General features: G+C 69.0%; 17 protein-coding genes and 3 pseudogenes. 9 read left to right on the top strand and 11 right to left on the bottom strand.

Features of this window, described 5'->3' with window-relative positions:
* Window positions 1–3: 3 nt before the first annotated feature.
* The gene (locus CGL27_RS08785) at window positions 4–1,008 is read left to right on the top strand and encodes an NADP-dependent oxidoreductase (RefSeq protein ID WP_119994300.1); all 1,005 of its coding nucleotides are present in this window, start codon (window positions 4–6) and stop codon (window positions 1,006–1,008) included.
* A gap of 410 nt (window positions 1,009–1,418) precedes the next feature.
* On the opposite strand, the gene CGL27_RS08775 is transcribed toward CGL27_RS08785, so the two are convergent.
* Window positions 1,419–2,297 carry a helix-turn-helix transcriptional regulator gene (locus CGL27_RS08775; protein WP_119985769.1) on the bottom strand — a complete coding sequence of 293 codons (879 nt, stop codon included), beginning with the start codon at window positions 2,295–2,297 and terminating at the stop codon, window positions 1,419–1,421.
* A 248-nt stretch (window positions 2,298–2,545) separates the two neighbouring features.
* Here CGL27_RS08775 and CGL27_RS08770 point away from each other — a divergent pair, with 248 nt between their 5' ends.
* On the top strand, window positions 2,546–3,451 hold the full coding sequence (locus CGL27_RS08770) for an NAD(P)H-binding protein (protein ID WP_162952917.1): 906 nt from the start codon (window positions 2,546–2,548) through the stop codon (window positions 3,449–3,451).
* 214 nt (window positions 3,452–3,665) lie between these two features.
* On the opposite strand, the gene CGL27_RS53065 is transcribed toward CGL27_RS08770, so the two are convergent.
* From CGL27_RS53065 to CGL27_RS08740, 5 genes are all read right to left on the bottom strand, one after another.
* Complete coding sequence (locus CGL27_RS53065) at window positions 3,666–4,010, bottom strand: hypothetical protein (protein WP_205587648.1); 345 nt, start codon at window positions 4,008–4,010, stop codon at window positions 3,666–3,668.
* A 68-nt stretch (window positions 4,011–4,078) separates the two neighbouring features.
* Window positions 4,079–5,470 (bottom strand): glycoside hydrolase family 43 protein, encoded by a 1,392-nt coding sequence (locus CGL27_RS08755; protein ID WP_119985765.1) that lies wholly within the window; start codon window positions 5,468–5,470, stop codon window positions 4,079–4,081.
* A 385-nt stretch (window positions 5,471–5,855) separates the two neighbouring features.
* Window positions 5,856–6,473: an HAD family phosphatase gene (locus tag CGL27_RS08750; RefSeq protein ID WP_119985763.1), complete on the bottom strand. Its 618-nt coding sequence runs from the start codon at window positions 6,471–6,473 to the stop codon at window positions 5,856–5,858.
* A 35-nt stretch (window positions 6,474–6,508) separates the two neighbouring features.
* The gene (locus CGL27_RS08745) at window positions 6,509–7,501 is read right to left on the bottom strand and encodes an LLM class flavin-dependent oxidoreductase (RefSeq protein WP_119985762.1); all 993 of its coding nucleotides are present in this window, start codon (window positions 7,499–7,501) and stop codon (window positions 6,509–6,511) included.
* A gap of 110 nt (window positions 7,502–7,611) precedes the next feature.
* Entirely contained in the window at window positions 7,612–8,811 is a 1,200-nt protein-coding gene (locus CGL27_RS08740) for an MFS transporter (protein WP_240450403.1), read from the bottom strand.
* A gap of 90 nt (window positions 8,812–8,901) precedes the next feature.
* On the opposite strand from CGL27_RS08740, the gene CGL27_RS08735 reads away from it, so the two are divergent.
* The 3 genes from CGL27_RS08735 to CGL27_RS08725 all read left to right on the top strand — a co-directional run bounded on the left by CGL27_RS08735 (window position 8,902) and on the right by CGL27_RS08725 (window position 13,483).
* Window positions 8,902–9,663 (top strand): DeoR/GlpR family DNA-binding transcription regulator, encoded by a 762-nt coding sequence (locus CGL27_RS08735; RefSeq protein WP_119985758.1) that lies wholly within the window; start codon window positions 8,902–8,904, stop codon window positions 9,661–9,663.
* Window positions 9,664–9,889: 226 nt separating this feature from the next.
* A complete protein-coding gene (locus CGL27_RS08730; RefSeq protein ID WP_205587647.1) occupies window positions 9,890–10,204 on the top strand; it encodes a hypothetical protein in 315 nt (104 codons plus the stop codon).
* 252 nt (window positions 10,205–10,456) lie between these two features.
* Entirely contained in the window at window positions 10,457–13,483 is a 3,027-nt protein-coding gene (locus CGL27_RS08725; protein WP_119985754.1) for a family 16 glycoside hydrolase, read from the top strand.
* A gap of 47 nt (window positions 13,484–13,530) precedes the next feature.
* Here CGL27_RS08725 and CGL27_RS08720 read toward each other — a convergent pair whose 3' ends face one another.
* Together CGL27_RS08720 and CGL27_RS08715 are read right to left on the bottom strand one after the other, a co-directional pair.
* Complete coding sequence (locus tag CGL27_RS08720) at window positions 13,531–14,343, bottom strand: acyl carrier protein (RefSeq protein WP_119985752.1); 813 nt, start codon at window positions 14,341–14,343, stop codon at window positions 13,531–13,533.
* Between the two features lie 483 nt (window positions 14,344–14,826).
* Window positions 14,827–15,575 (bottom strand): annotated as a pseudogene (locus CGL27_RS08715) (zinc-binding dehydrogenase); the annotation flags it as partial.
* On the opposite strand from CGL27_RS08715, the pseudogene CGL27_RS08710 reads away from it, so the two are divergent.
* Window positions 15,574–15,864: pseudogene (locus CGL27_RS08710) on the top strand (TetR/AcrR family transcriptional regulator); the annotation flags it as partial. The pseudogenes CGL27_RS08715 and CGL27_RS08710 overlap by 2 nt on opposite strands.
* Window positions 15,865–15,925: 61 nt before the next feature.
* Here the strand turns inward: CGL27_RS08710 and CGL27_RS08705 are convergent.
* Window positions 15,926–16,348: an acyl-CoA thioesterase gene (locus CGL27_RS08705; protein WP_119985750.1), complete on the bottom strand. Its 423-nt coding sequence runs from the start codon at window positions 16,346–16,348 to the stop codon at window positions 15,926–15,928.
* Window positions 16,349–16,633: 285 nt separating this feature from the next.
* On the bottom strand, window positions 16,634–16,966 hold the full coding sequence (locus tag CGL27_RS08700) for a YciI family protein (protein ID WP_119985749.1): 333 nt from the start codon (window positions 16,964–16,966) through the stop codon (window positions 16,634–16,636).
* A gap of 238 nt (window positions 16,967–17,204) precedes the next feature.
* Between CGL27_RS08700 and CGL27_RS08695 the strand changes: the two genes are divergently transcribed.
* Window positions 17,205–17,639: a VOC family protein gene (locus CGL27_RS08695; protein ID WP_078644918.1), complete on the top strand. Its 435-nt coding sequence runs from the start codon at window positions 17,205–17,207 to the stop codon at window positions 17,637–17,639.
* Between the two features lie 291 nt (window positions 17,640–17,930).
* Window positions 17,931–18,641, top strand: a pseudogene (locus CGL27_RS51650) (nucleoside hydrolase); the annotation flags it as partial.
* Window positions 18,642–18,873: 232 nt separating this feature from the next.
* Here CGL27_RS51650 and CGL27_RS51645 read toward each other — a convergent pair.
* On the bottom strand, window positions 18,874–19,836 hold the full coding sequence (locus CGL27_RS51645) for a hypothetical protein (protein WP_240450402.1): 963 nt from the start codon (window positions 19,834–19,836) through the stop codon (window positions 18,874–18,876).
* Between the two features lie 450 nt (window positions 19,837–20,286).
* Between CGL27_RS51645 and CGL27_RS08670 the strand changes: the two genes are divergently transcribed.
* Window positions 20,287–20,667 carry a TetR family transcriptional regulator C-terminal domain-containing protein gene (locus CGL27_RS08670; protein ID WP_162952916.1) on the top strand — a complete coding sequence of 127 codons (381 nt, stop codon included), beginning with the start codon at window positions 20,287–20,289 and terminating at the stop codon, window positions 20,665–20,667.
* Window positions 20,668–20,695 lie beyond the last annotated feature (28 nt).

Genomic DNA, 20,695 nt, shown 5'->3' with positions numbered 1-20,695 from the left:
GTCATGACCGAGACCGCGCTCACCGTGCACCAGACCGCCCGCCCCCATGGCTTCCCCACCCCCGACCACTTCGCCTTCGTCGAGTCCGCGATGCCGGAGCCCGGCCCGGGAACGGCGCTGGTGGAGAACTTGTACTGGTCGGTGGACCCCTACCACCGCGAAATGATGGACGGGGACTTCGCGCTGAACGCTCCCCTGGAGGGCCGCACTATCGGCCGGGTCGTGGACTCCCGCGATCCGGCGCTCCGCGAGGGCGAGATCATCTTCCACCGGCAGGGCTTGCGTACCCACACTGTCGTCACCTCCGAAGAGGCGCGTGCTGTCCCCCGCTTCGACGGCGTACCGCTCTCCGCGCACCTGGGCATCCTCGGCGGCACCGGCCTGACCGCCTACGTCGGTCTCACCCGCATTGCCGAACTCCGCGAGGGGCAGGACGTGTTTGTCTCGGCGGCGGCCGGCGGTGTGGGCACGGCCACCGGGCGGCTCGCCCGGCTGATGGGCGCGGGACGGCTGGTCGGCAGTGCGGGCAGGGCGGCGAAGGCCGCCTACCTGACCGAACACGTCGGCTACGACGAGGTCTTCGACTACCACTCGGGCCCGGCGGCCGAGCTGCTCGCCAAGGCGGCGCCCGCCGGAATCGACGTCTACATGGACAATGTCGGCGGCGAGCACCTCGAAGCGGCGATCTCCTCGCTGCGTGAGTACGGACGGATCGTGCGGATCGGCACGATCGCCCAGTACAACAGCACCGGCACGCCCTACGCCCTGCGCAACCTTCCCGACATGGTCGAGAAGAGCCTGCGCATGGAGGGCTTCTTGGTCCTCAACTACCTTGAGGTTCAGGAAGAGTTGTACGAGTTCGTCGTGCCGCACCTGCAGAGTGGACGCGTCATGCTCGATGAGACCGTGGTCGACGGCTTCGGCGGCATCGTGGACGGGTTCCTGGGGATGCTGCGGGGCGAGAACCAGGGCAAGATCATCGTGCGGGCGGCCGGGGCGGACGTCTGACGGACCGGGGCGTGCCCGGCGCCGCAGCGGAGCGGGGATCCTCCTCCGGCAGGGGGAGCGCACCCGTCGGGCCGAGCGTGCCCTTCCACTCACGCCGGCCGCGCGAGGCAGAGCCGCCTGGACGACAGCGCCGCGAACCACAGCCGATCCGTCGGCTCGTACCGCACAGGCTCGTGAGCTGCCTGCGCAGCACCGCGTTCTCGTGTCGCAGCACAAGCAGTTCCGCGTCCTTGGCCGCATCCCGACGCAACAGCAACGCCGGGAATGCGAGCAACTGCCGAGCCACCTGGTACACCAGAGAGACGAACACCCGGACAGGGTTCCAGCAGACCGCGATGGACCGCCAGACCCGCTCCGAGCAGCGGCGATGAGTTTCCGAACGGCACAGGTTCGGACCGCCGATTCCCGTCTTACTCCGTGCGCTCCATGGGCCCCGGGCCCGGATGTCCGAGCGGCGGCGCGGAGGAGCCCAGCCGAAGCAGGGCGTCCGAGGTGGCGCCGTCCGCCGGGTGGTAGGCCCAGATCCTGTGGCCTTCGCCTCCCGGCAGCTCCAGGACGTGCTGGTCGAGTGCGAGAGGCCCGACCCGCGGATGCCGGAGAAGTTTGCGGTCCATCACCTTCTCGTAGATGCGGTGCTCGCCCCAGGAGGAGCTGAAAACATCGCTGTACGCGGCCAGCTCTCCCACCAGTTCTGTCAGGCGGGCCGACTCCGGCCCGGAGCCGGCCTGTGCGCGTAGGGCCGCCACGATACAGCGCGCGAGTTCGGGCCACTCGGTGAAGAACGACCGCGCCCCGGGTGCGAGGAACACCATGCGGGCATAGTTGTACCGGGGCTCCAGCCCCTCGTGGAGAAGGTCGCCGAGCGTATTGCTGCTCACGACGTCGAGCCACCGGTTCAGCAGCAGGGCAGGCACCGTCACGGAGCCGAGCAGCCGGTGCACGGCCTCCCGCCGTTCCCTGCCCATGCCGGGATCCGTCCCCTCCGTGGCCGCCTCACCGGCGGCGAGTTCACGCAGGTAACGCGCCGCCGCGATGTCCAGCAGCAACGCCTCACACAGCCCGTCCACCACCGCGCGGGACGGTCGCCGTTCCCTCCCCTGTTCGAGGCGCACGTAGTAGTCGGTGCTGATCCCGGTCAGGAACGCCACCTCATCCCGCCGCAGCCCCGGCACCTGGCGCTTCGCCCCCGAAGCCAGCCGGTGCTGTTCGGGGCGCACCTGCTTCCGTCTGGCGCGCAGAAAGCTGGCCAGTGGCCCGCCGTCCCCGCTGTGGCCGCTCGAAACCTTCACACCACCAGCGTACGAGCATGGCCGTTCGCCGTGGTGGGGAGAGGGCCGTGCACCACTCGGGGTGGGTGTGCCGCTCCTACCTGTCCGGCGAGCCGGACGCCTACCGTGACGAGGAGTGCCGGGAACGTACGGCTCTCAGCCGAACGCCCCTTTCCCGTCTCCCCCCGGCTCCCCCGACGTCAGGGCGCCGCACGGTCGCGGATGGCCTCCCGGTACCAGTACGGAACGCGAAAGAAAGAGATGAGTCGATGTTCGTCATCACCGGCGCCAGTGGCCGTACCGGTCGGGCTGCCGCTGTGCGTCTGCTTGCGGACGGATACCCCGTCCGAGCCATCGGCCGTTCGGCCCGGCGGCTCGCCGACCTCGCCGAGCGGGGCGCCGAGGTGTGGGAGGCCGACCAGACCGATACCGTTGCACTGACCGATGCCTTCCGCGGCGCGGACGGCGTCTACGCGGTGATCCAGCCCAACTACATCCCCGACCATCCCGACTTCGGCGCCTTCCAGGACCAGGTGACGGCCTCCCTGACCAAGGCGGTCACCGCGTCCGGTATTACCCGCGTTGTCGGGCTCAGCAGCTGGGGAGCCCAACACACCGAGGGCACCGGCCCGGTCACGGGGCTCCACCGCTTCGAGCAGGCCCTCTCGGCCGCCCCTGGAGTGGACACGCTGTGGCTTCGGGCCGGCTACTTCATGGAGAACCTGCTGGACCACATCGACGTTGTCAGGGACCACCACCGCATCAGCGCCCCCTTCGACCCCGACCTTCCGCTGCCCTTCGTCGCCACCCGCGACATCGGGGTCAGAGCCGCAAAGGAACTTGCCACCGGCACCTGGCGCGGTACGGAGGTCCTGGAGCTCCAGGGTGAACGCGACGTGAGCATGCGGGAAGCCACGGACGCGATCGCGAAGGCCGTAGGTGCGGACGATCTCAGCTACGAGCAGATCAGCCTCGCCGCCTTCCACGCGGAACTCCGCAGGAATGGCGTATCCGCCAACGTCGCGGACATGATGGCCGAGGTCGGCAAGTCCCTCAACTCCCGGCACACGCGGATGCGGCAGCCCCGTACCGCCCGCACCTCGACCCCTACCTCCATCGAACGGTTCGTCGAAGAGGAATTCGCTCCCCGGTACCGCGCGACCGAATCGGAGTGACATTCCCTGGCGGGCTCGTCGCGGCGGCGAGCGGCGAGCGAGAGCAGGCCACCCCGACTCGCCTCCCGCCGTTCCGTCACCTTCGGCTCGATGGCGTACGGAACCAGCACCACTCTGCAGGCCGGCCCCGATGCTCAGCCGGGCCGACAGAGACGCTGAAGGGCCGACAGAGACGCTGTAGGGCCGACTGAAGCGCTCAGTCACAGCATGGGCGTCAGGTATGCAGGGATGGGCCGGCAGAGCTTTCGGCGCTTGCGTCCCCGCAGTCCGTCGCCGCCTCGGCGAGTGCGCGTACCAGTGGGGTCGCGCTGTCGGTGCGCCAGATCAGGGCCCACTGGACGGGCGGGGCATCGTGGAGGGGAAGGAAGGCGACGTCGGGCTGCGCGTTGTAGCGCCGTTCCTCGCGCAGCACCACCCCGACGGTCAGGTCCGGCTCGCGAACGGGCAGCCAGGTGGCCACTGACGGTGCCGTGATCGCGGCCGGTGCGATGGTCACCGCCGACGTGCCGCCGTACACCATCGTGGGCGGGAACCCGGCGCGACAGAGCGCAACGGCCACAAGTCCTCTTTCGGCCGCAGAGGTTGCGGCCCAGGCCGATGACCTCTCCGCCTCAGGGCCTCCGGTGCTCAGTAGCCGACACGGAAGGTCGCGTCCTGCTGCTCGGTCGCCGTGGAGATGGGGTCTATGCGTAGGACGTAGTTGGAGTGGCGGATGTAGCGGGTGGGGTTGTTGTACGAGCGGAAGGAAGTCCAGGTTGAGTCTGCCAGGCCGGCCGTGCGGTAGAAGGTGGCGTCCGCGGCGAATGTCGATGTCCCGTCGTTGACGTCGAGTCGGAGTTGGTAGTCGTAGTGGCGCAGGTGGCGGGTGGGGTTGTTGACCGACTGGAAGGAGACCCCCGAGCTGTCGGCCAGGCCCGGCACCAGCTTCCACAGCGAGTCGGTATAGAGGTCGAAGGGGTACGCGTCGATGCGGCCGACGTAGCCGGTGTGGCGGACGTAACGGGCCGGGTGGTTGTACGACTTCAGCCGGTTCCAGACCGGGGAGCCCCATGTGGCGATCAGGTTGTTGTACTCGGCCGTGGTGATCGTCGTGATGCCGCAGTGCTTGGAGTTGACGGGCTGGGTGTAGGTCTTCTGGTCGAGCGCGGTCCAGGTGCCGGAGGCGAGGTCGGTGCTCCGCCAGGCGTAGAAGACCCCGTTGGGGGTGTAGGTGTCGCCCCACAGGTACCAGGTGTTCGAGGTCAGGGACTTGTAGACGGTCGGGGCCTCGGTGCCGCCGTGCGCGACACCGGTGCTGAACTCGGTGAAGCTACCCGGGTTCAGGGAGGTCGAGCGGGCCGCCACCAGTGTCTGGTTCTTCTTGAAGAACAAGTAGTTGTAGCCATTGACGCCGACGGCCATGTCTCCGTCGATCACGTCGTAGCCGGGGTCGAAGAAGACCTGCGGGGCGGAGGCGGTGACGAAGTCGCTGGTGTAGTTGACCATGATCACGTTGTGGCCGCTGGAGTTGACCGAGGAGTAGATGACCGCGTACTGCCCTCGGCCCGCGTCCCAGAACGCCTCGGGGGCCCAGCTGTGGGTGGTCATGTTGTGCAGTTTCAGCCGCCGGTAGCCGGTGAAGGTGCGTAAGGCGGTGGAGTCCCAGACATGGATGTACTGGCTGTTGTAACTCCAGTCGGTCCCCTTGAGGTCGGTGGCGAGGACGACGAACGTGCCGTCCTGTTTACGCATGAGGAAAGGGTCGCGCAGGCCGAGGGCGCCCGCGGTAGGGGTGACCACGGGGTTGTTCTGGTTCAGCGGCGTCCAGTTGAGGGAGTCCGTACTGACGGCGAGGTGGAGGCCGTAGTCGGTGCCCTCGCCGAGGCTGGTCGACTCGGTGAAGTAGCACATCGCATAGGCCGAGTCGGCGGCGTGGGCTGTTCCGGTGCCGAGGGCCAGTGCGCCGGACACCGCCAGGGGAGTGGCGGCGGCCAAGCCGAGGAAGCGGCGGCGGGAGGGCTGGGGGCCCGGGCAGGTCATTGCACTCATCTTGGTCTCCAAGGGAGAAGGTGCAGGAGCCGGGTGCGCGGCTGCGGCTCGTGGGCGTGTCGAGGACATGAGATATGTAGCCCGGCACCAGATGTGGCCGATATTTCGAACTGAGTTCGGTGAATCGATCAGAAGGTAGACCGCGACGGCTGGTGCGTCAATCGCTCTGCCGAGCCTGTGTTCAGTTATGAGGAGCGGGGCCGCTCGTTCGGCTCGGCGCTGTCGGATATGGCCGCACGCCTCCTGCCGGACCCGCGACCTGTCCGGGCTGATACCCGTGTCACCGGCGCGGGGTTTTCCCCGCCACTCCCGGCACCCTGGGGCATCCTGAGCGGCATGGACGATGCACACGGCATCGTTACTCGGGCGGCGTTGGTCATCGGGGCGGCAGCCAGGTGTCGATGATGGCTGTCAGCTCGTCGAGTCGGGTGAAGACGTGTCCGTTCATACCGGTGGCCTGTGCTGCGCGTACGTTCTCCTCGCGGTCGTCGACGAAGAGGAAATCGGCGGGCGCGGCCTGCATGGCGACGACGCAGTGGTGGAACGCTGCCGGGTTCGGTTTCGCCGCGTGGATCTTTCCGGAGAAGGCGGTGTGGTCCAGGTTCCGCAGCCAGGGCTGTGCGGTGAGGAAGGCGTCCGCGTGGTCTGCGGGAATGTTGGACAGCAGGGCGACCTCGGCGACGTTCCGCAGGGACCGCACGTAGGCGACCATGCTCTTGTCGACGCGTGACCAGCTGTGGATGTCGGCGAGGCGCAGTTCCTCGATCGTGTCGGCGTCGGCGGAGCGGGACAGCCATCGCAGTACGGCCGTCCAGTACTCGGGGGCGGACCATTGCGCGGCGTCGTAGGGCGGACGGCAGGTCCAGTAGGCCTCGGCGAAGGCGCCTGCGGGTGCGTTGCACCGGGCGGCCATCTGCGCCAGGGCGCCCGGGCGTTGGTGGCGGGCGATGACACCGAAGAGGTCGAACAGCACGATGCGTCGGTCGGTGGACATGGCGGTGGGTTCCTCCGGATGCCGGCGGTTCCGGTTCAGGGACGGGGGTCCAGGGCGCGGGCGAGCGAGTCGAGGGATGCCAGGGATTCGGGACCGGTGGGAGTGAGGACGACGCTGGTCGCGCCCGCTGCGTGGCGATCCTTGATCGCTTCGCGTGCCTGGTCGGGGGTGCCGGCGATGCTCAGTTGGCGGACCCAGCTGGCGGGCATGGTCTGGGCGAATTGCCGGGCGTCGGCGCAGGCGGCGCGGTGTTCGCGCAGCTGCGTGGCGAACGGGAGGGGGTCGATGTGGGCGGCCCAGTCCGGCTCGCCGATGGCACTCAGGCCGTCGCGGACGCGGGCGAGAGCGGCGTCCTCGTCGTCATCGACGGCGGCGGCGTCGTAGGTGACGACTTCGGGGGCGCCGGGGTCCGAAGTGCTGCGCATGTGCCGCAGTGAGGTGGTGATGTAGGCGGGGGCCGCGGGCTCGGCCAGGAGGAGCCCGTCGGCCACTTCGCCCGCGGCTGCCTGTGACTTGGGGCCGCGTACGCCGAGGATGACCGGCGGGACGATGTCGGGAGTCTCGGTGAGGACGACGCCTTCGCAGCGCACGTAGCGGCCGTCTGCCGGGCCGGGTTCGCCGCGCATGAGCAGGCGCAGCGCGGTGGTGTACTCCTTGATCAGCGTCAGGGGGCTGGCCGGCCAGGCCCCGGCCTGGCGCATCCAGTCGGGCATACCGTGACCGATGCCGGTGATCAGCCGGCCGGGGTAGAGCTGGGCGAGGGTGGCCAGTTCCATCGCGGCGAAGCACACGTTGCGGGCACCGGCGGGCATGATGCCGATGCCGACGGTGATGCCGGTGGTACTGGCGAGGACGGGGCCGGCCTGTGCGAGTGCGCCGCGCCAGCCGAGGTCCTCCACCACCCACACCTGGTCGAACCCCAGCTCTTCGGCTCGCCGGGCGTAGGGCAGCACGTCCCGGACGGGCAGATCGCGGGGGAGCAGGACACCGACACGGCCGCGGGCGTGGGTGGTGTCTGTCCTGGGCATCGACGGCTCCTTCTGTTGGCGGTGGGTTCTCTCCCCCCACCGGTCCAGCGACGGTGGGGGAGCGGAGGGGCCTGTGCGGCACGGGCGTCAGGGTCGTGCCGCACAGGCGGTCAGTGGCTGCTGCGTGCCACCTCGCGCGTGCGGTCGGATCCGGTACGCAGGACTCCGGCGGCCGCAGCGGCGATGGCGCACAGCAGAGTCAGCAGCAGCAAGGCGTGGTTCAGTGCCATGAGATGGGTCAGCCAGCCGATGACGGCGGGCCCGGAGAGCATGCCGAGGTAACCGAGCCCGGCGACGCGGGAGACGTTGGCGCCGGCGGCGGAGGAGTCGGCGCGCCCGGCCGCGCTGAACAGCTGGGGGACGCAGCCGGACAGTCCCAGGCCGAACAGCGCCCAGCCCGCGAACGCGGCCCATATCCACGGCGAGACGGCCACGATCGTGATCCCGACGGCGGCCGTGACCGCGCCGTAGCGCAGGACGGCCATGGGCCCGAACCGGCCGGAGACGCGGTCGGCGAGCAGTCGGCCGATGGTCATCGCCGCCGCGTAGGTGCCGTACCCGACGGCGGCGGTGCTCGCGGGTGCGCCGAGGATGTCCTTCAGGTGCAGAGCGCTCCAGTCGTTGGCGGCTCCCTCGCTCAGCATGACCATCGAAGCCAGAGCGGCGAGGACCCAGATACGCCCGGGGGCGCTGCGTCGCTTCCCGGCCGGGGCTTCCTCACCCTCCGCGGTGGCAGTGGCGGCCGACGGCGGCGCGGTCGGCAGCAGACCGCGTGCCGACGCCAGTGCGGTCACGATGCCCACGGCTCCCACGGCGCCCATGCCTGCGGCCGGGCTCATACCGGCGCTCGCGGCGCCCGCTCCGACGAGTGAGGCGATGACGCCGCCGACGGAGAACATGGCGTGGAAGGCCGACATGACCGGCCGGTTGTATGCCTTCTCCACGTGCACGGCGTGGGCGTTCATGCTCACGTCGAGGCAACCGTTGCAGAAGCCGAAGACCAGCAGGGCGCCCGCCAGCATCCAGGGATCCCGGGGCAGGCCGGGCAGCACCGCAGCCGTGCTGGACAGAACGCCGGCGACGGGGAGCACGACGCGCGCCCCGAGGCGGTCGGCCAGACGGCCGGCGACCTGCATCCCGGTGAAGGCCCCGAGCCCCAGCAGCACCAGCAGGCTCCCCAGCGTTGCGTGGCTGATGCCCGCGCGCTCCTCGATGGCGGGGATGTGCACCACCCAGGTGCCCATCAGGGTGCCGCACAGGACGAAGTAGACGAAGTTCGCCACACGGGCGGATCGAAGCGAGCGTTCCATGCCGGCCACCGTAACGAACATATTGTGTGTTTGGAAGGCCCATATACGAACAGCTTGCTTGTTCGTTTTAGGGTAGTGTTCAATCGCGGTATGAGCAACGCAGACCGTCACGGGCTGATCGCCCAGGCCGTCAGGGAGTCGGGCAGTGTCACGGTCCAGGGACTCGCCGAGCTGACCGGTGCCTCGGAGATGACCATCCGGCGCGACCTCGACACACTGGCCGCGCAAGGCGTCCTCGAACGTGTCCGGGGCGGGGCTCGCACCCTGCTGCTCAGGGGTGAGGAGCCGCCCTTCGCGCTGCGCGCCCGTGAGGCGGTCGACACCAAGCGCCGGATCGCAGCGGAGGTGTCCTCCCTCATCGCCGACGGTGAGACCGTCCTGCTGGACAGCGGCACCACCTGCCTGGAGGTCGCCCGCCTGCTGCGTCAGCGGCCGGTCACCGTGATGCCCCTGTCATTGCAGGCCATCCACCTACTCGGCGACGCCCCAGGTCCGGCCACGCTGATGGTGCCCGGCGGACAGCCCCGCGCCGCCGAGGGAGCCCTGACCGGCCCCCTCACCCTCGCCTCCCTGTCGGCACTGCGCTTCGACACCGCGGTCATCGGCTGCTGCGGCCTGAGCGCGGCCGAGGGCCTGACCGCCTACGACCTCGACGACGCGGCGGTGAAGAAGGCGAGCGTCGCCTCTTCGCGTCGCGTCATCGTCGCCGCGGACGGCAGCAAACTCGGCCGCACCGCCTACGCCTACGTGGGCCCCTCCACGCAACTGCACACCCTCGTCACCGACGCCACGGCACCCGCCGACGAGGTGGCCGCGCTCGGAAAGGGCGGCACCGTCGTCAAAACCGCCTGACGAGTTCCCTGCGCGGGCGTACCGTGTGCCGTTCAGAAACCCATCGCGGCTTGTCAGGCCGCGTATCTGTACTCGTTGATCAGGCCGCCGAGGACTCGATGTCCTCGGCCTGGAAGACTGCGTCGAAGGATTCGGTGTATTCGCCGTCCCGGTCGCGGATCAAAAATCGCAGAGACTCCAGACGCACGCCCATTTCGATTGCGATCTGCAGCGCGACGCGGGCGTCGTGGTCGACGGAGTCGTCACCGATCTGCGGGAACTGCGGGAGATGCGGCTGCCGGTGTTCGCCCGGGGCACCAGCCTGCTCACCACCAAGAGGCTCGGGCGCGGCGACGGGGGAGTGGGCCGGACCGTGTCCTGCGGCGGCGCCGTCGTCCGCCCCGGTGACCTCGTCCTGGCCGATGACAACGGTGTACTGGTCATCAGCCCGCGGATCGCGGCCGATGTGCTCGCCCGCGCGCTCGCCTCGGACCGTGCGGAGCCCGCCCTGCTCGCTCGGCTGCGGGCGGGTGAATCGCCCCTGACCGTGCTGTCGGACTGACGACGCCGCCGGGGTTCCGGGGCCCGTCCCGTCCGCTGTCAGGAGGGTGGCGAGGGACGGGACTTTCGACTGGGTGAGGACAAAGTATGGACGGTTCGGGGCGCAGTTCGTACGCTGGGCGTCGCTTTCGTACGGACGTCTGCGTGCATCACGGCGGAATACCGCCGCACCACCCGTACGCGGACGAGCTCCACTCCCTGACACCGCGGTCCGCCGTCGGGCCGCGCCGCCCAGCGCCCAGCAGGAGGAAGAGTGACGTCACGCAAGCACCCCCCGAGCCTCCATAGCCATCGCCGTAGACCACGAAGAATCGCCGGCCCGCTCCTCGCGGCCCTTTTCGCCGGCGGTCTCGCGACACCGGCCGCCGAAGCGGACGAAAAGCCCTTCGGGGACCTGCCGCCCCAGGAACCTGGCGTCACCCTCCGCGTCTTCGATATCCAGTCCCCGCTGAGCAAGCTCTGCGACCTCAAGCCGGCCCAGACCCCCAACGTCGACAAGCTGATCCCCAACGCCGACTGGTCCTCCACCGAGGGCTTCGGTTTCACCGACAACTTCGTGTCGCAGATCATCGGCAACATCGACGTCCCCACTGACGGCACGTACACGTTCCGCCTGATCAGCGACGACGGCTCCCGACTGCTCATCGGTGACAAGAAGGTCGTCGACCACGACGGACTGCACGGTGCCGAGCCCAAGGACGGCGAGATCGCCCTCGCACCCGGCTACCACGCCCTGCGCATCGACCACTTCGACCGCGGCGGCGACCAGCAGGTCACCCTCCAGTGGAAGCCGCCGGGCGCCGACGACTTCTCCCTCGTCCCGAACTCCGTGCTCAGCACCGACGCCGACGTCGTCCGTGTCACCGCCCCCGGCCGCAAGGAGTGCGAGGGCAGCTATGACACCCCCGGCGACGGCCTCCCGTTGACCTCGGTCAACCCCGGCTACACCCTCACCGATCTGCGCCCCGAGGGCTTCGAGCCGCAGGTCTCCGCGATGGACTGGCTGCCGGGTGGCAAGCTCGCCGTGACGACGTGGGGCGGCAGCACCACGACGGAGGGGGAGGTGTACGTCCTCGACCACGTCACGGGTGACACCGGCCCGGAGAAGGTCACGTACAAGAAGATCGCCGGCGGTCTGAAGGAGCCGATGGGGATCAAGTACGTCGACGGAAAGCTCTATGTCTCGGAGAAGCACCAGCTCACCGAGTTGTCCGATACCGAGGGCGACAACGCCCCGGGCGAGATCCGCAAGGTCGCCGACTGGCCGTACGGAGGGAACTTCCACGAGTTCGCCTTCGGACTGCTCTACGAGAAAGGGAACTTCTATCTGAACCTCTCCGTGGCCATCAACTACGGCGGTGCGACAACCGATCCGCAGCCCGCCGCGAACCGCGGCACCACCATCAAGGTGAACAAGAAGACCGGAAAGGTGAGTTACCTGGCCGGCGGCCTTCGTACACCGAACGGGATCGGACGGGGCCCCCAGGGCGATCTCTTCGTCACCGACAACCAGGGCGGCTGGCTGCCCGCCTCCAAGCTGCTCCACGTCAAGCAGGACCGCTTCTTCAACCACTACACCAACCCGGACGGGCCGTTCGACGACCGCCCGGTCACCAAGCCCGCGCTCTGGCTGCCGCAGAACGAGATAGCCAACTCGCCCAGCACGCCGATGCTGTTGAAAAAGGGACCCTTCGCCGGGCAAATGCTCTTCGGCGACGTCACCTACGGCGGAATCCAGCGCGCCGACCTGGAGAAGGTGGACGGCGAATACCAGGGCGCGGTGTTCCGGCACACCCAGGGCCTGGAGGTCGGCATCACCCGCATCAGCACCGGACCGGACGGTGCGATCTACGCCGGCGGTCTCGGCGCCGACGGAAACTGGGGCCAGGAAGGCAAACTCCGCTTCGGCCTGCAGAAACTCACACCGAACGGCAAGACCGCCTTCGACATCAAGACCATGCGCGCCACCCGCGACGGCTTCGAACTCACCTATACCAAGCCCCTGTCGGCGGAGACCGCCGCCAAGCTGACGAACGGCGCCTACTCCGTCGAGCAGTGGCGCTACGTCCCCACCCCGGCGTACGGCGGCCCCAAAATCGACGAAGAGGCCCTCCCCGTCGCGGCCGCCCGACTGTCCGCCGACCGTCGCACGGTCCGGCTCACCATCCCCGGCCTCAAGACCGACCGGGTGGTGCACGTACGGTCACCGCGCCCCTTCGCCTCGGACGCCGGTGAGCAACTCTGGTCCACCGAGGCCTGGTACACGCTGAACGCACGCCCCGGCCCCGAACAGCCCATCACCTCGTACGACGCGGAATCGGCACGCCTGGTCGGCGGAGCCGACATCGACACCGAGCACGCCGGCTACACCGGCGGTGGCTTCGCCGACGGCTTCGGCACCCCGGGCGCCACGGCCACCTTCGAGGTCGACGCGCCCGCGAAGGGCAGCTACGACGTGGGACTGCGCTACGCCAACGGCCCCCACCCCTTCACCGGCACCAAGACCATGGGCATCACCGTCAACGGCGGCCAGGCGCAGCAGACCAGCCTCCCCTCCACCGGTGCCTGGAACCGCTGGTCCACCGAGACCGAGCGGCTCTCCCTGCGCAAGGGCCGCAACACCATCGCCTACACCTATCGGCCCGAGGACACCGGCCACGTCAACCTCGACATGATCGAGGTGCGGAGAACCGGCAGCCGGATCGACCTGTTCTCCGGCGGCAGCGTCTCCACCGCCTGGCAGCACACCGACGGCCGCGGCGTCGAATGGCCGCACTCCGCCGAGGACTCCATCGAGGTGTGCTGCGGCGACATCCGCACCAAGCAGGCCTTCGGCGACTTCAGGCTGCACGCCGAATTCCGGGTGCCGAAGCTGCCGGACGATGTCACCGGGCAAGACCGCGGGAACAGCGGCATCTACCTCCAGGAGCGGTATGAGATCCAGATCCTGGACTCCTTCGGAGTGGAGAAACTCGCGCCGGACGAGGCCGCGTCCATCTACAACAAGAAGGCCGCCGATCTGAACGCCGCCACTCCACCGGAAACCTGGCAGACGTACGACATCGTCTTCCGTGCGGCCCGTTTCGACGCCGCGGGCCAAAAGACCGAGGACGCCAGGATCACCGTGGTGTGGAACGGCAGGAAGGTCCACGACAAGGTGGCAGTGGACGGTCCGACCGGCGCCGGCGACGCCGAATCGGCCGCCGCGGGCGCAATCCGGCTCCAGGACCACGGCAACAAGGTCCGTTTCAGGAACCTCTGGATCGAGCCGCTGGACTGACAGCCACGAAGAGAACAGTCCCGCCCGAAGTCCCGCCGTCCGGAGGGCTAGGTGCGAGGGAGCGAGGTGTTGGTGATCGGGAGCGGCTGGTCCGCGCCCGCCACGTAGAGGTCCGTCGGAGCCGTGCGCAGCCGGAACGTGTCGTCCTCGCGCGAGACGCGCACGGACAGCACGAAGAAGCCGTCGTCCTCGACGGTGGTCTTCACGTGGTACTCGTTCTCCCAGTAAGTCTGCAGGAAGACCTCGGTGCCCTGGGGCTCGACCCCTTTGGGGAGGGTGACCCTGCCCTGGACGGTGAGGATGTCGCCCGCCTTCACCTTCTTCTTGTTGACCTGGTAACTGACGGAGCTGGACTTGGGGTTGGCGGCCACGGTGGTGTCCGCGTAGTAGCCGTCCTGCGGGGTGTTGAGGTCGCCGTCCTCGTCGTAGAGGGCGGTGATCCGCACCTCGTGCTGGACGTTGAGCAGGCTGCTGCCGGTCACGTGGTCGATGTCGACGTCGGGGATGGTGAACTTCCCGTCTGCGTCGGTGACCGGCGTGCCCAGGTCGCGTGGCTCGTAGTAGGTGGGGTCGATCGGGTCGCCCCACGGATTCCAGGTGGTGAAGAGGACGACCTCCTGGATGGTGACGGGGATGTTGGGCGCCGGGGTGCCGTCGGCCTTGGTGACGGTGCCGGTGACGTCGACGCTGCGGTTGTCGTAGTCGGTGCTGGGCGGATTGGTGCTCACGGTCAGCACGTAGGCGTCGCCGGGGGAGGCGTCCGACGGCTTCGCCGAGGCGGCGGGCGCGGACAGGGCGCCTGCGGCGAGCAGGAGCGCGGCGGTGGCGGCGAGCCGCGTCGGCAGGGACTTCCTGGGCACGGGTCAACTCCAACTTCGGTCGGGACTGGAGGAGTCGCGCCGGGCGGCACCGGTTCCGCCGCGGCGCGGGTGTGCGACGCACCAGGTTCGACCGGCGGGGTGGGGTGGGAGTTGTCCTCCGGATGGCCGCTGTTACGAGGCTGTGGCAGGAGAGGGGTTTGTCCGGGTTGCGCGTTCACCTGGACGTCGACCGCAGGCCGCCCCGCATTGCCCTGGGCGGGTGGATGAGGGGGATGCTTCGCCCGGAATCCGGCGGACAGGGGGAACGACGTGCGGTCCTTGGCCACGTTGCGGGCGTATGTGTGCACGTTGCGCGGCGAGCGCACCTCGTCTGCTGTTGGCCGGGCTGCTCGTCGCCTCGATCGTGCTGATGTGGATATAGCCCGCAGAGACGGTCGGAGCTCACCGGCCGTCTCGGTCCGTACGAGTCGTCCTCGGACCTGCCCCGCGTGTCCGGGGCGCGCTGATCCGCCGCGGTCGCCTTCAGTCCAGGTCGCTCATGTCGAGGACGAACCGATAGCGGACGTCGTTGCGTCCGAGGCGGTCCAGGGCTTCGTTCACCTGCGTGGAGGGGAGCAGTTCGATGTCGGCGGCAACGCCGTGTTCGGCGCAGAAGTCAAGCATGGCGGCTGTGGCGGGCCTGCCGCCGCTGCCCGCGGAGCTGAGCTTCTTGCGTCCGATGAGCAGGTCGAGGGTCTCCACGGTGACGGGTCCCAGGTGCCCGACGTGGCTGAGTGTCCCGTCCATCGCGACCAGGCGCAGGTAGGGCCCGAGGTCGTGCGGGGCGGAGATGGTGTCGATGACGACGTCGAAGCGGTCGCGTGCGTCGGCCATCTGGCCCGGATCCGTGGAGACGAGGAGATCGTGCGCGCCGAGCCGGCGGGCGTCGTCGGCCTTGTCCGCCGACCGGCTGATCACCGATGTTTCGGCGCCGAGCGCCACGGCGATCTTGACCGCGAGATGCCCCAGTCCGCCCAGCCCGGCGACGGCGACCCGTGTTCCCGGCCCCGCGTCGAGACTGTGCAGTGGCTCCCAGACGGTGATTCCGGCGCAGAGCAACGGTGCCGCGGCAGCAGGGTCCAGTCCTGCCGGAAGCCCGTACGCGAAGCGGTCGCGCACGACGTACTCGCGGGAGTAGCCCCCAAGGTGGTCGATCCGTCGTGGCGGTCCGTGCCGCCGTAGGTCAGAGTCGGGAAGGTATGGCAGAAGTTCTCCTGGCCGGCCCGGCACATCCGACTGGCCACCTGGGCACGCCTGGGGCGACGCCCGGCCGGTCACCTGGTCGACGCTCCGGACCGTCTGGACGACCGGAAGCTGCGCGCCATCGCCGAAGCGCAGGCGGCCGGGCGGGTAAGGCCGGGAGACCCCTTCAGCCTGATGGCCATGGTTATCGCGATGTCCATGGCATGGTCGCCCGTCAGCAACGTCTACGCCGCGACCGCGCAGGAGCCCGAAGCAGTGCACGAGCAGCGCCGGGAACTGCTCCTCGAGAGCGTTCGGCGTGCCATGACGGCCGACTGACCTGGTCTTCGTCGGCGCCGTGCACCGGCCGGAGGCGACTGATGGGCAGGCGGTCGGAACCTCAGAGGCCGAACAGCTTCGGATCGGCGGACAGCGCCCGGAAGTACTCGCGTGGATCCGCCACCAGCTTGCGCTCCCTGAGGTCCATCAGCCCGCCCAGCCCGGTGATTTCGGCGGCCACTGTGCCGTCGGTCTTCCGGATCGTCTGCTCGATGCGGAAGGTCTTGCCCTCGCCCCATTCGAAGGCGCAGGTCACTTCCGTCTCGTCGCCTGCGAGCAGTTCGCGTTTGTAGCGGATGGTCGTCTCCAGCGCGACCGGGCCCACGCCCTTGGTCAGGAGGGCAGCCTGGTGAATCCCGGCCCGCTGGAGCAGACTCCAGCGGGCGTGTTCCGCGTACTGCAGATAGACGCTGTGGTTCAAATGACCCTGGATGTCGGTTTCGTATCCCCGGACGGTGACGCGGACGGAGAACGGCTCGGCCATGACGGTGCCCCTTCGCTATGACGGCTGTGCGTTGACGTCGATCGAGACGACGCACGGACGTACGAGAGAGTAGAGCGCCCGCTCAGTTCATGGCTCAACCGGTTCACATCCAGCGTCGGCCGCCACCTCAGCGTCGTTGGAGGCCCAGCGCCGCGGACGCGCCCGCATCCGCTTCGCACGACAACAGCGCTGGGGCCCGACCCCACCAGTACGCCGTGTGATCAACCCACCCGCCGCACGTTCACGGTCAACGCACCAGCCGATGAGAGTGCGTTTCCCCGCGATCTACGGGGCCTCCCGCAACGGCCAGACCTCGACCACACCGTGTGCGACTGCGCATGGGGTCTTCGACACGAGTTGGATGGCCTCCTCGATGGTCGTGGCTTCGATGATCCCGAATCCGGCCACCGGGAGAGCCGAGGACATGAAGGAGCCGCTCTCCACGGTCGTGCCGACAGCGTCGTGGTTGCGCACCTGTACAGGGGAGCCGGCGATGCCCGCAACGGCCCCGGCCTCAAGCAGGCGGGCGTCATGCGCATGCGCCTCGTTCCGGACCGCCGCGTCGGTGCGGTCGTAGCCGTCTTGGTCCCCGTACCCGATGGTCACAAATTTCGCCACAACAGGACCCCTCTCTCTCGTTCGTACGGAGTGCTCACCCGGTACCGACTCTCCACCGCGCCAAAACTCATCGCTGCTCCTGCCTGGCGGCCCGTGGCCGGCGCGAGCGCCGGCCACGGGCCGGACGGGGGCAGGACCGCCTCTCCGATGACGACCGGCCGGCAGGGGCCGTCCTCCCGACAACATGCGGATCCACACCTGGAAGTGAGCAACAGAGTCCCCCTGCTATGGTGCGCCGATGTCATCGATCAGGCAGTTCCAAGTCACCTTCGACTGCGCAGAACCCGAGCGCGTCGCTCGCTTTTGGTGCGAGGTGTTGGGGTACGTCGTACCGCCGCCACCGGAGGGGTTTGCTTCGTGGGACGATTTCGATCGCTCGCTGCCGCCTGAGCGTCAGGGTTCGGCGTTCGCATGCATTGATCCCTCAGGGGTGGGCCCGCGACTGTTCTTCCAGCGCGTCCCCGAAGGCAAGGTCGTCAAGAATCGTCAGCATCTTGATGTGCGGGTCGGCACCGGGCTCGTGGGTGCAGAGCGCCTTGCCGCACTCGAAGCCGAGTGCGTACGACTGGTCGCGCTCGGCGCGGTACGCGTGCAAGTGCTGCTTGCCGATGACCACAATGAGTCGTGCATCGTGATGCAGGACATTGAGGGCAACGAGTTCTGTCTCGACTGAGCATCCTCTGACGGCCGGAGAGCTCGCCCTGGCTTTCGAAGAGGCCGCCCCACCAGGCGCGGCCCGCGCGGCACCTCACGTGGCAGCCGATGCGGCAGCGCCGCCGGGAACGCCCGGTCGCTCGGAGCGAATCGCACCCTGTCCTGGCCGAGATGCCGCTCCAGCACCATGATCTGGTGGTGCAGGGCGAGGATCCCCGCATCCTTGTCGCGGTCGCTCGGGCCCGTCATCGGCAGCAGATGAAGCAGGGCGGATGCGTGAGTTACGGCCAGGTGTCCCAGCCGCGGAAACATGGTCACCGTCGGGGCCCGGCACCCACTGGCCCAGCCGGTGCAGTACAGCGCCAAGGTGCACGGCTCCGACGGACTGGGCGAGATCCCCATCGACCGGGAGGTGCGGGTACGCACCGACATCTCCGCCGCCGAGCGGCTCGTCCAGCTGGCCCGGCAGCACCCGGGCGAGCTGGAGATCATCGCCACCGGGCCGCTCACCAACATCGCGCCGGCACTCATGATCGAGCCGGAGCTGTCGAACCTGATCGCCGGAATCTCGGTGATGGGCGGCGCGGTGACCGTGCCCGGAAACAACACACCCTGGGCCGAGTCCAACATCAAGCACGACCCCGAGGCAGCGAGCCTGGTCTTCTCGGCCGGCTGGCGGCGCTGCGTGCCGGCCGGGCTGGACGTCACCCTCACCACCTGGCTGCGGTCGGCCGACCTGGCCGCGATCGACGCCCTGACCACCCCCGCCGGCCGGCTCGCCCAGCTGAGCATCGGCAAGTTCTCCGCGTACTTCTCGGTGACCTACGGCCGGCAAAGCTGCCCCATCCACGACCCGACCGCCGCGATCCTGCTGTTGCACCCCGAGGTCCACCCGGTGCCGAACGATGTCGGGTACGGACTGTCCCGGTCCCGGATCAGGAACTTCGCCCTGGTGCCTGTCTCTTGGCGGTCCATGGCCGAGTTCAGGGCGGCTTGGGTGATCCAGGCCGCGGTGGGGTGCGCGGTCGCGCCGAGGATCCGGACCCGGCGGGTGGCGTGCTCGATCGCCGTGAGCAGTCACTCTGCCGGGACTCGTACGACGGCGGGCCGTACGAGAGGCGGCGGCGCATGGCGTGGGAGACCGATGTGCGGCTCCGAGCCGCATCCGAGCCCTCGCTATCCCGGTGGGGCCCGCGAGAACGCGGCCGGTCGGCCTCCACGGTGGAGCCGGCCTCGAGGTCCGGAGCGGCCTTTCAGGGCGGCCGTTCCTGCTCGCGGCTGCGGGTCGTTGCCTTCCTCTTGTGCAGGGTCCGCCCAGGCTTGCTCCCGCCTTCGGACTCCGGGGCCGGCTCTTTCGCGGTCCGCTGGGCGGCCCCCGAGACGTGGCCCGAGGCTTTGCCCGTGACCTTGCCGGCCGCCCTGCCCGTGGACTTTTTCGCCGTACGCCCGGCCGACCGCGCGGTCTCGGTGGCGGTGCCGCCCGCCTCGTCGACCGCCCCCGCCGCGCTCTCCGCCACCTCTTCGGTGGCCTTCCCGGCCCCCTCGCCCACCTCTCCCGCCGCCTTGCCCGCCCCCTCACCGACGTCCTCTACGGCTCCGCCCGCGCCCTCCCCGACCTCTTCGACAGCTTTGCCCGCGCCCTTGCCCACGTCCTGGACGGCTTCTCCGGCGCCCTCTCCCAGCTCGCCGACCGCCTGCTCGGCGCCGCTACCCAGGCTCTCCGCCGCGGACCCGAGACCGGACGTCAACTGCTCCAGGATCTGGGGGTTGCGGTCGATGGTGGACAGCACCCTGCCGACGATCGCGGCGACATTGTCGAGCCGGACCTTGAGCAGGGCCTGCGCCTCCACGCCCTTGATGTCGAGCTCCACACGGCCGAGCGACACGTCGGCGCCGACGTTGAGCTTGAGCAGGTCCAGGACCTCTGCCTGCAGGGAGACCCTGGCTCGCAGGTCCTCGACCTGCAGGTTGATCTCCTCGACCTGGAGCTGCGGTATGTCGAGGAGCACATCCGGGTCGCCGGACTTGCCGGCGGGCTGCGACCGAGGTGCCACTTCCAGCTCGCCTTCGAGGGGCTCGCCCTCGTCTTCTTCGTCCTCGTCGTCCCACTGCGCCTCGGCCGATTCCTCGTCGCCCTCGGACGGGAGTCCGTCACGCTGCTCCTTGTCCGTGTCCAGCTCGTCCGGCTCGTACTCAGCGTCAGCGTGGTCCCTCATGCTGCCCCTCAAAGTGTGCGTGTGAGCATGCCGGGTGTGCGTGCGAGCGTGCCATCACTTTTCACCCTAAAGGCGGTATCCGCATTCCGCCCCCAGAGCCGGGCGGCGCTGCCGCGGCCGGTCGTATGGTGGTGGCTGACCAGGGGCTTCGCGATGGCCCGAGCCACCCTGGTGCTCTGTGCTGCTTGCTGCGCTATAGGATCGCGACGTGGTTGGGAATGCCGACAAGCGACAACACATCTTGGACGTGGCAACGCGTCTCGCCGCAACGGACGGCCTTCGGGGCCTGAGCGTGCGATCTGTCGCCGCCGCGGCCGGTATTGGCGCGACGACGTTGCGAGCGTATTTCCCCTCACAGGCGTTGCTCTACCGGGCCGTCGCGGGGCGGATTGTCTCCCACGTGCTCAGCGACGAGTGGATCCAGGACGTCTCCCTGGCCCCGCGGATCGCTTGTATCCGAGCCTGCGGCAGTTCCTCCCCGGCGCGGCGGACCGGGATTTCGCCCTCATGATGTGGTTCGAACTGGTCACCCTCGCTCTTGGCCCCAATGCCAACGAGGAGGTTCACGAAATGGTGCTGTCCGGGCACGATGAGTCGGTCGTGATCGTGACGCGCTGGTTCACGCTTTTGGCAGCGGACGGATATGCGCTGCAAGACACGCCAGAGGTGCTGGCGGCCCGGTTTGTGGCCCTCGTGGACGGGTTGCACCTGAGCCTCTTGTTCGACAAGAGCGAAGCGGCGCTCGACCGGGCGGAAAACACACTTCGCTGGTTCACGGAACAGTCCCTGGCCGCTTCCGGCGAGAACGCCCCGGACGCGAAACCGGCCTGAAGGATCGCGGGAGCCGGAGACCAAGGCG

It is taken from the genome of Streptomyces sp. 11-1-2, from assembly GCF_003595545.1.
GTDB lineage: Bacteria > Actinomycetota > Actinomycetes > Streptomycetales > Streptomycetaceae > Streptomyces > Streptomyces hygroscopicus_B.
This window is presented reverse-complemented; position numbering and strand designations above follow the sequence as displayed.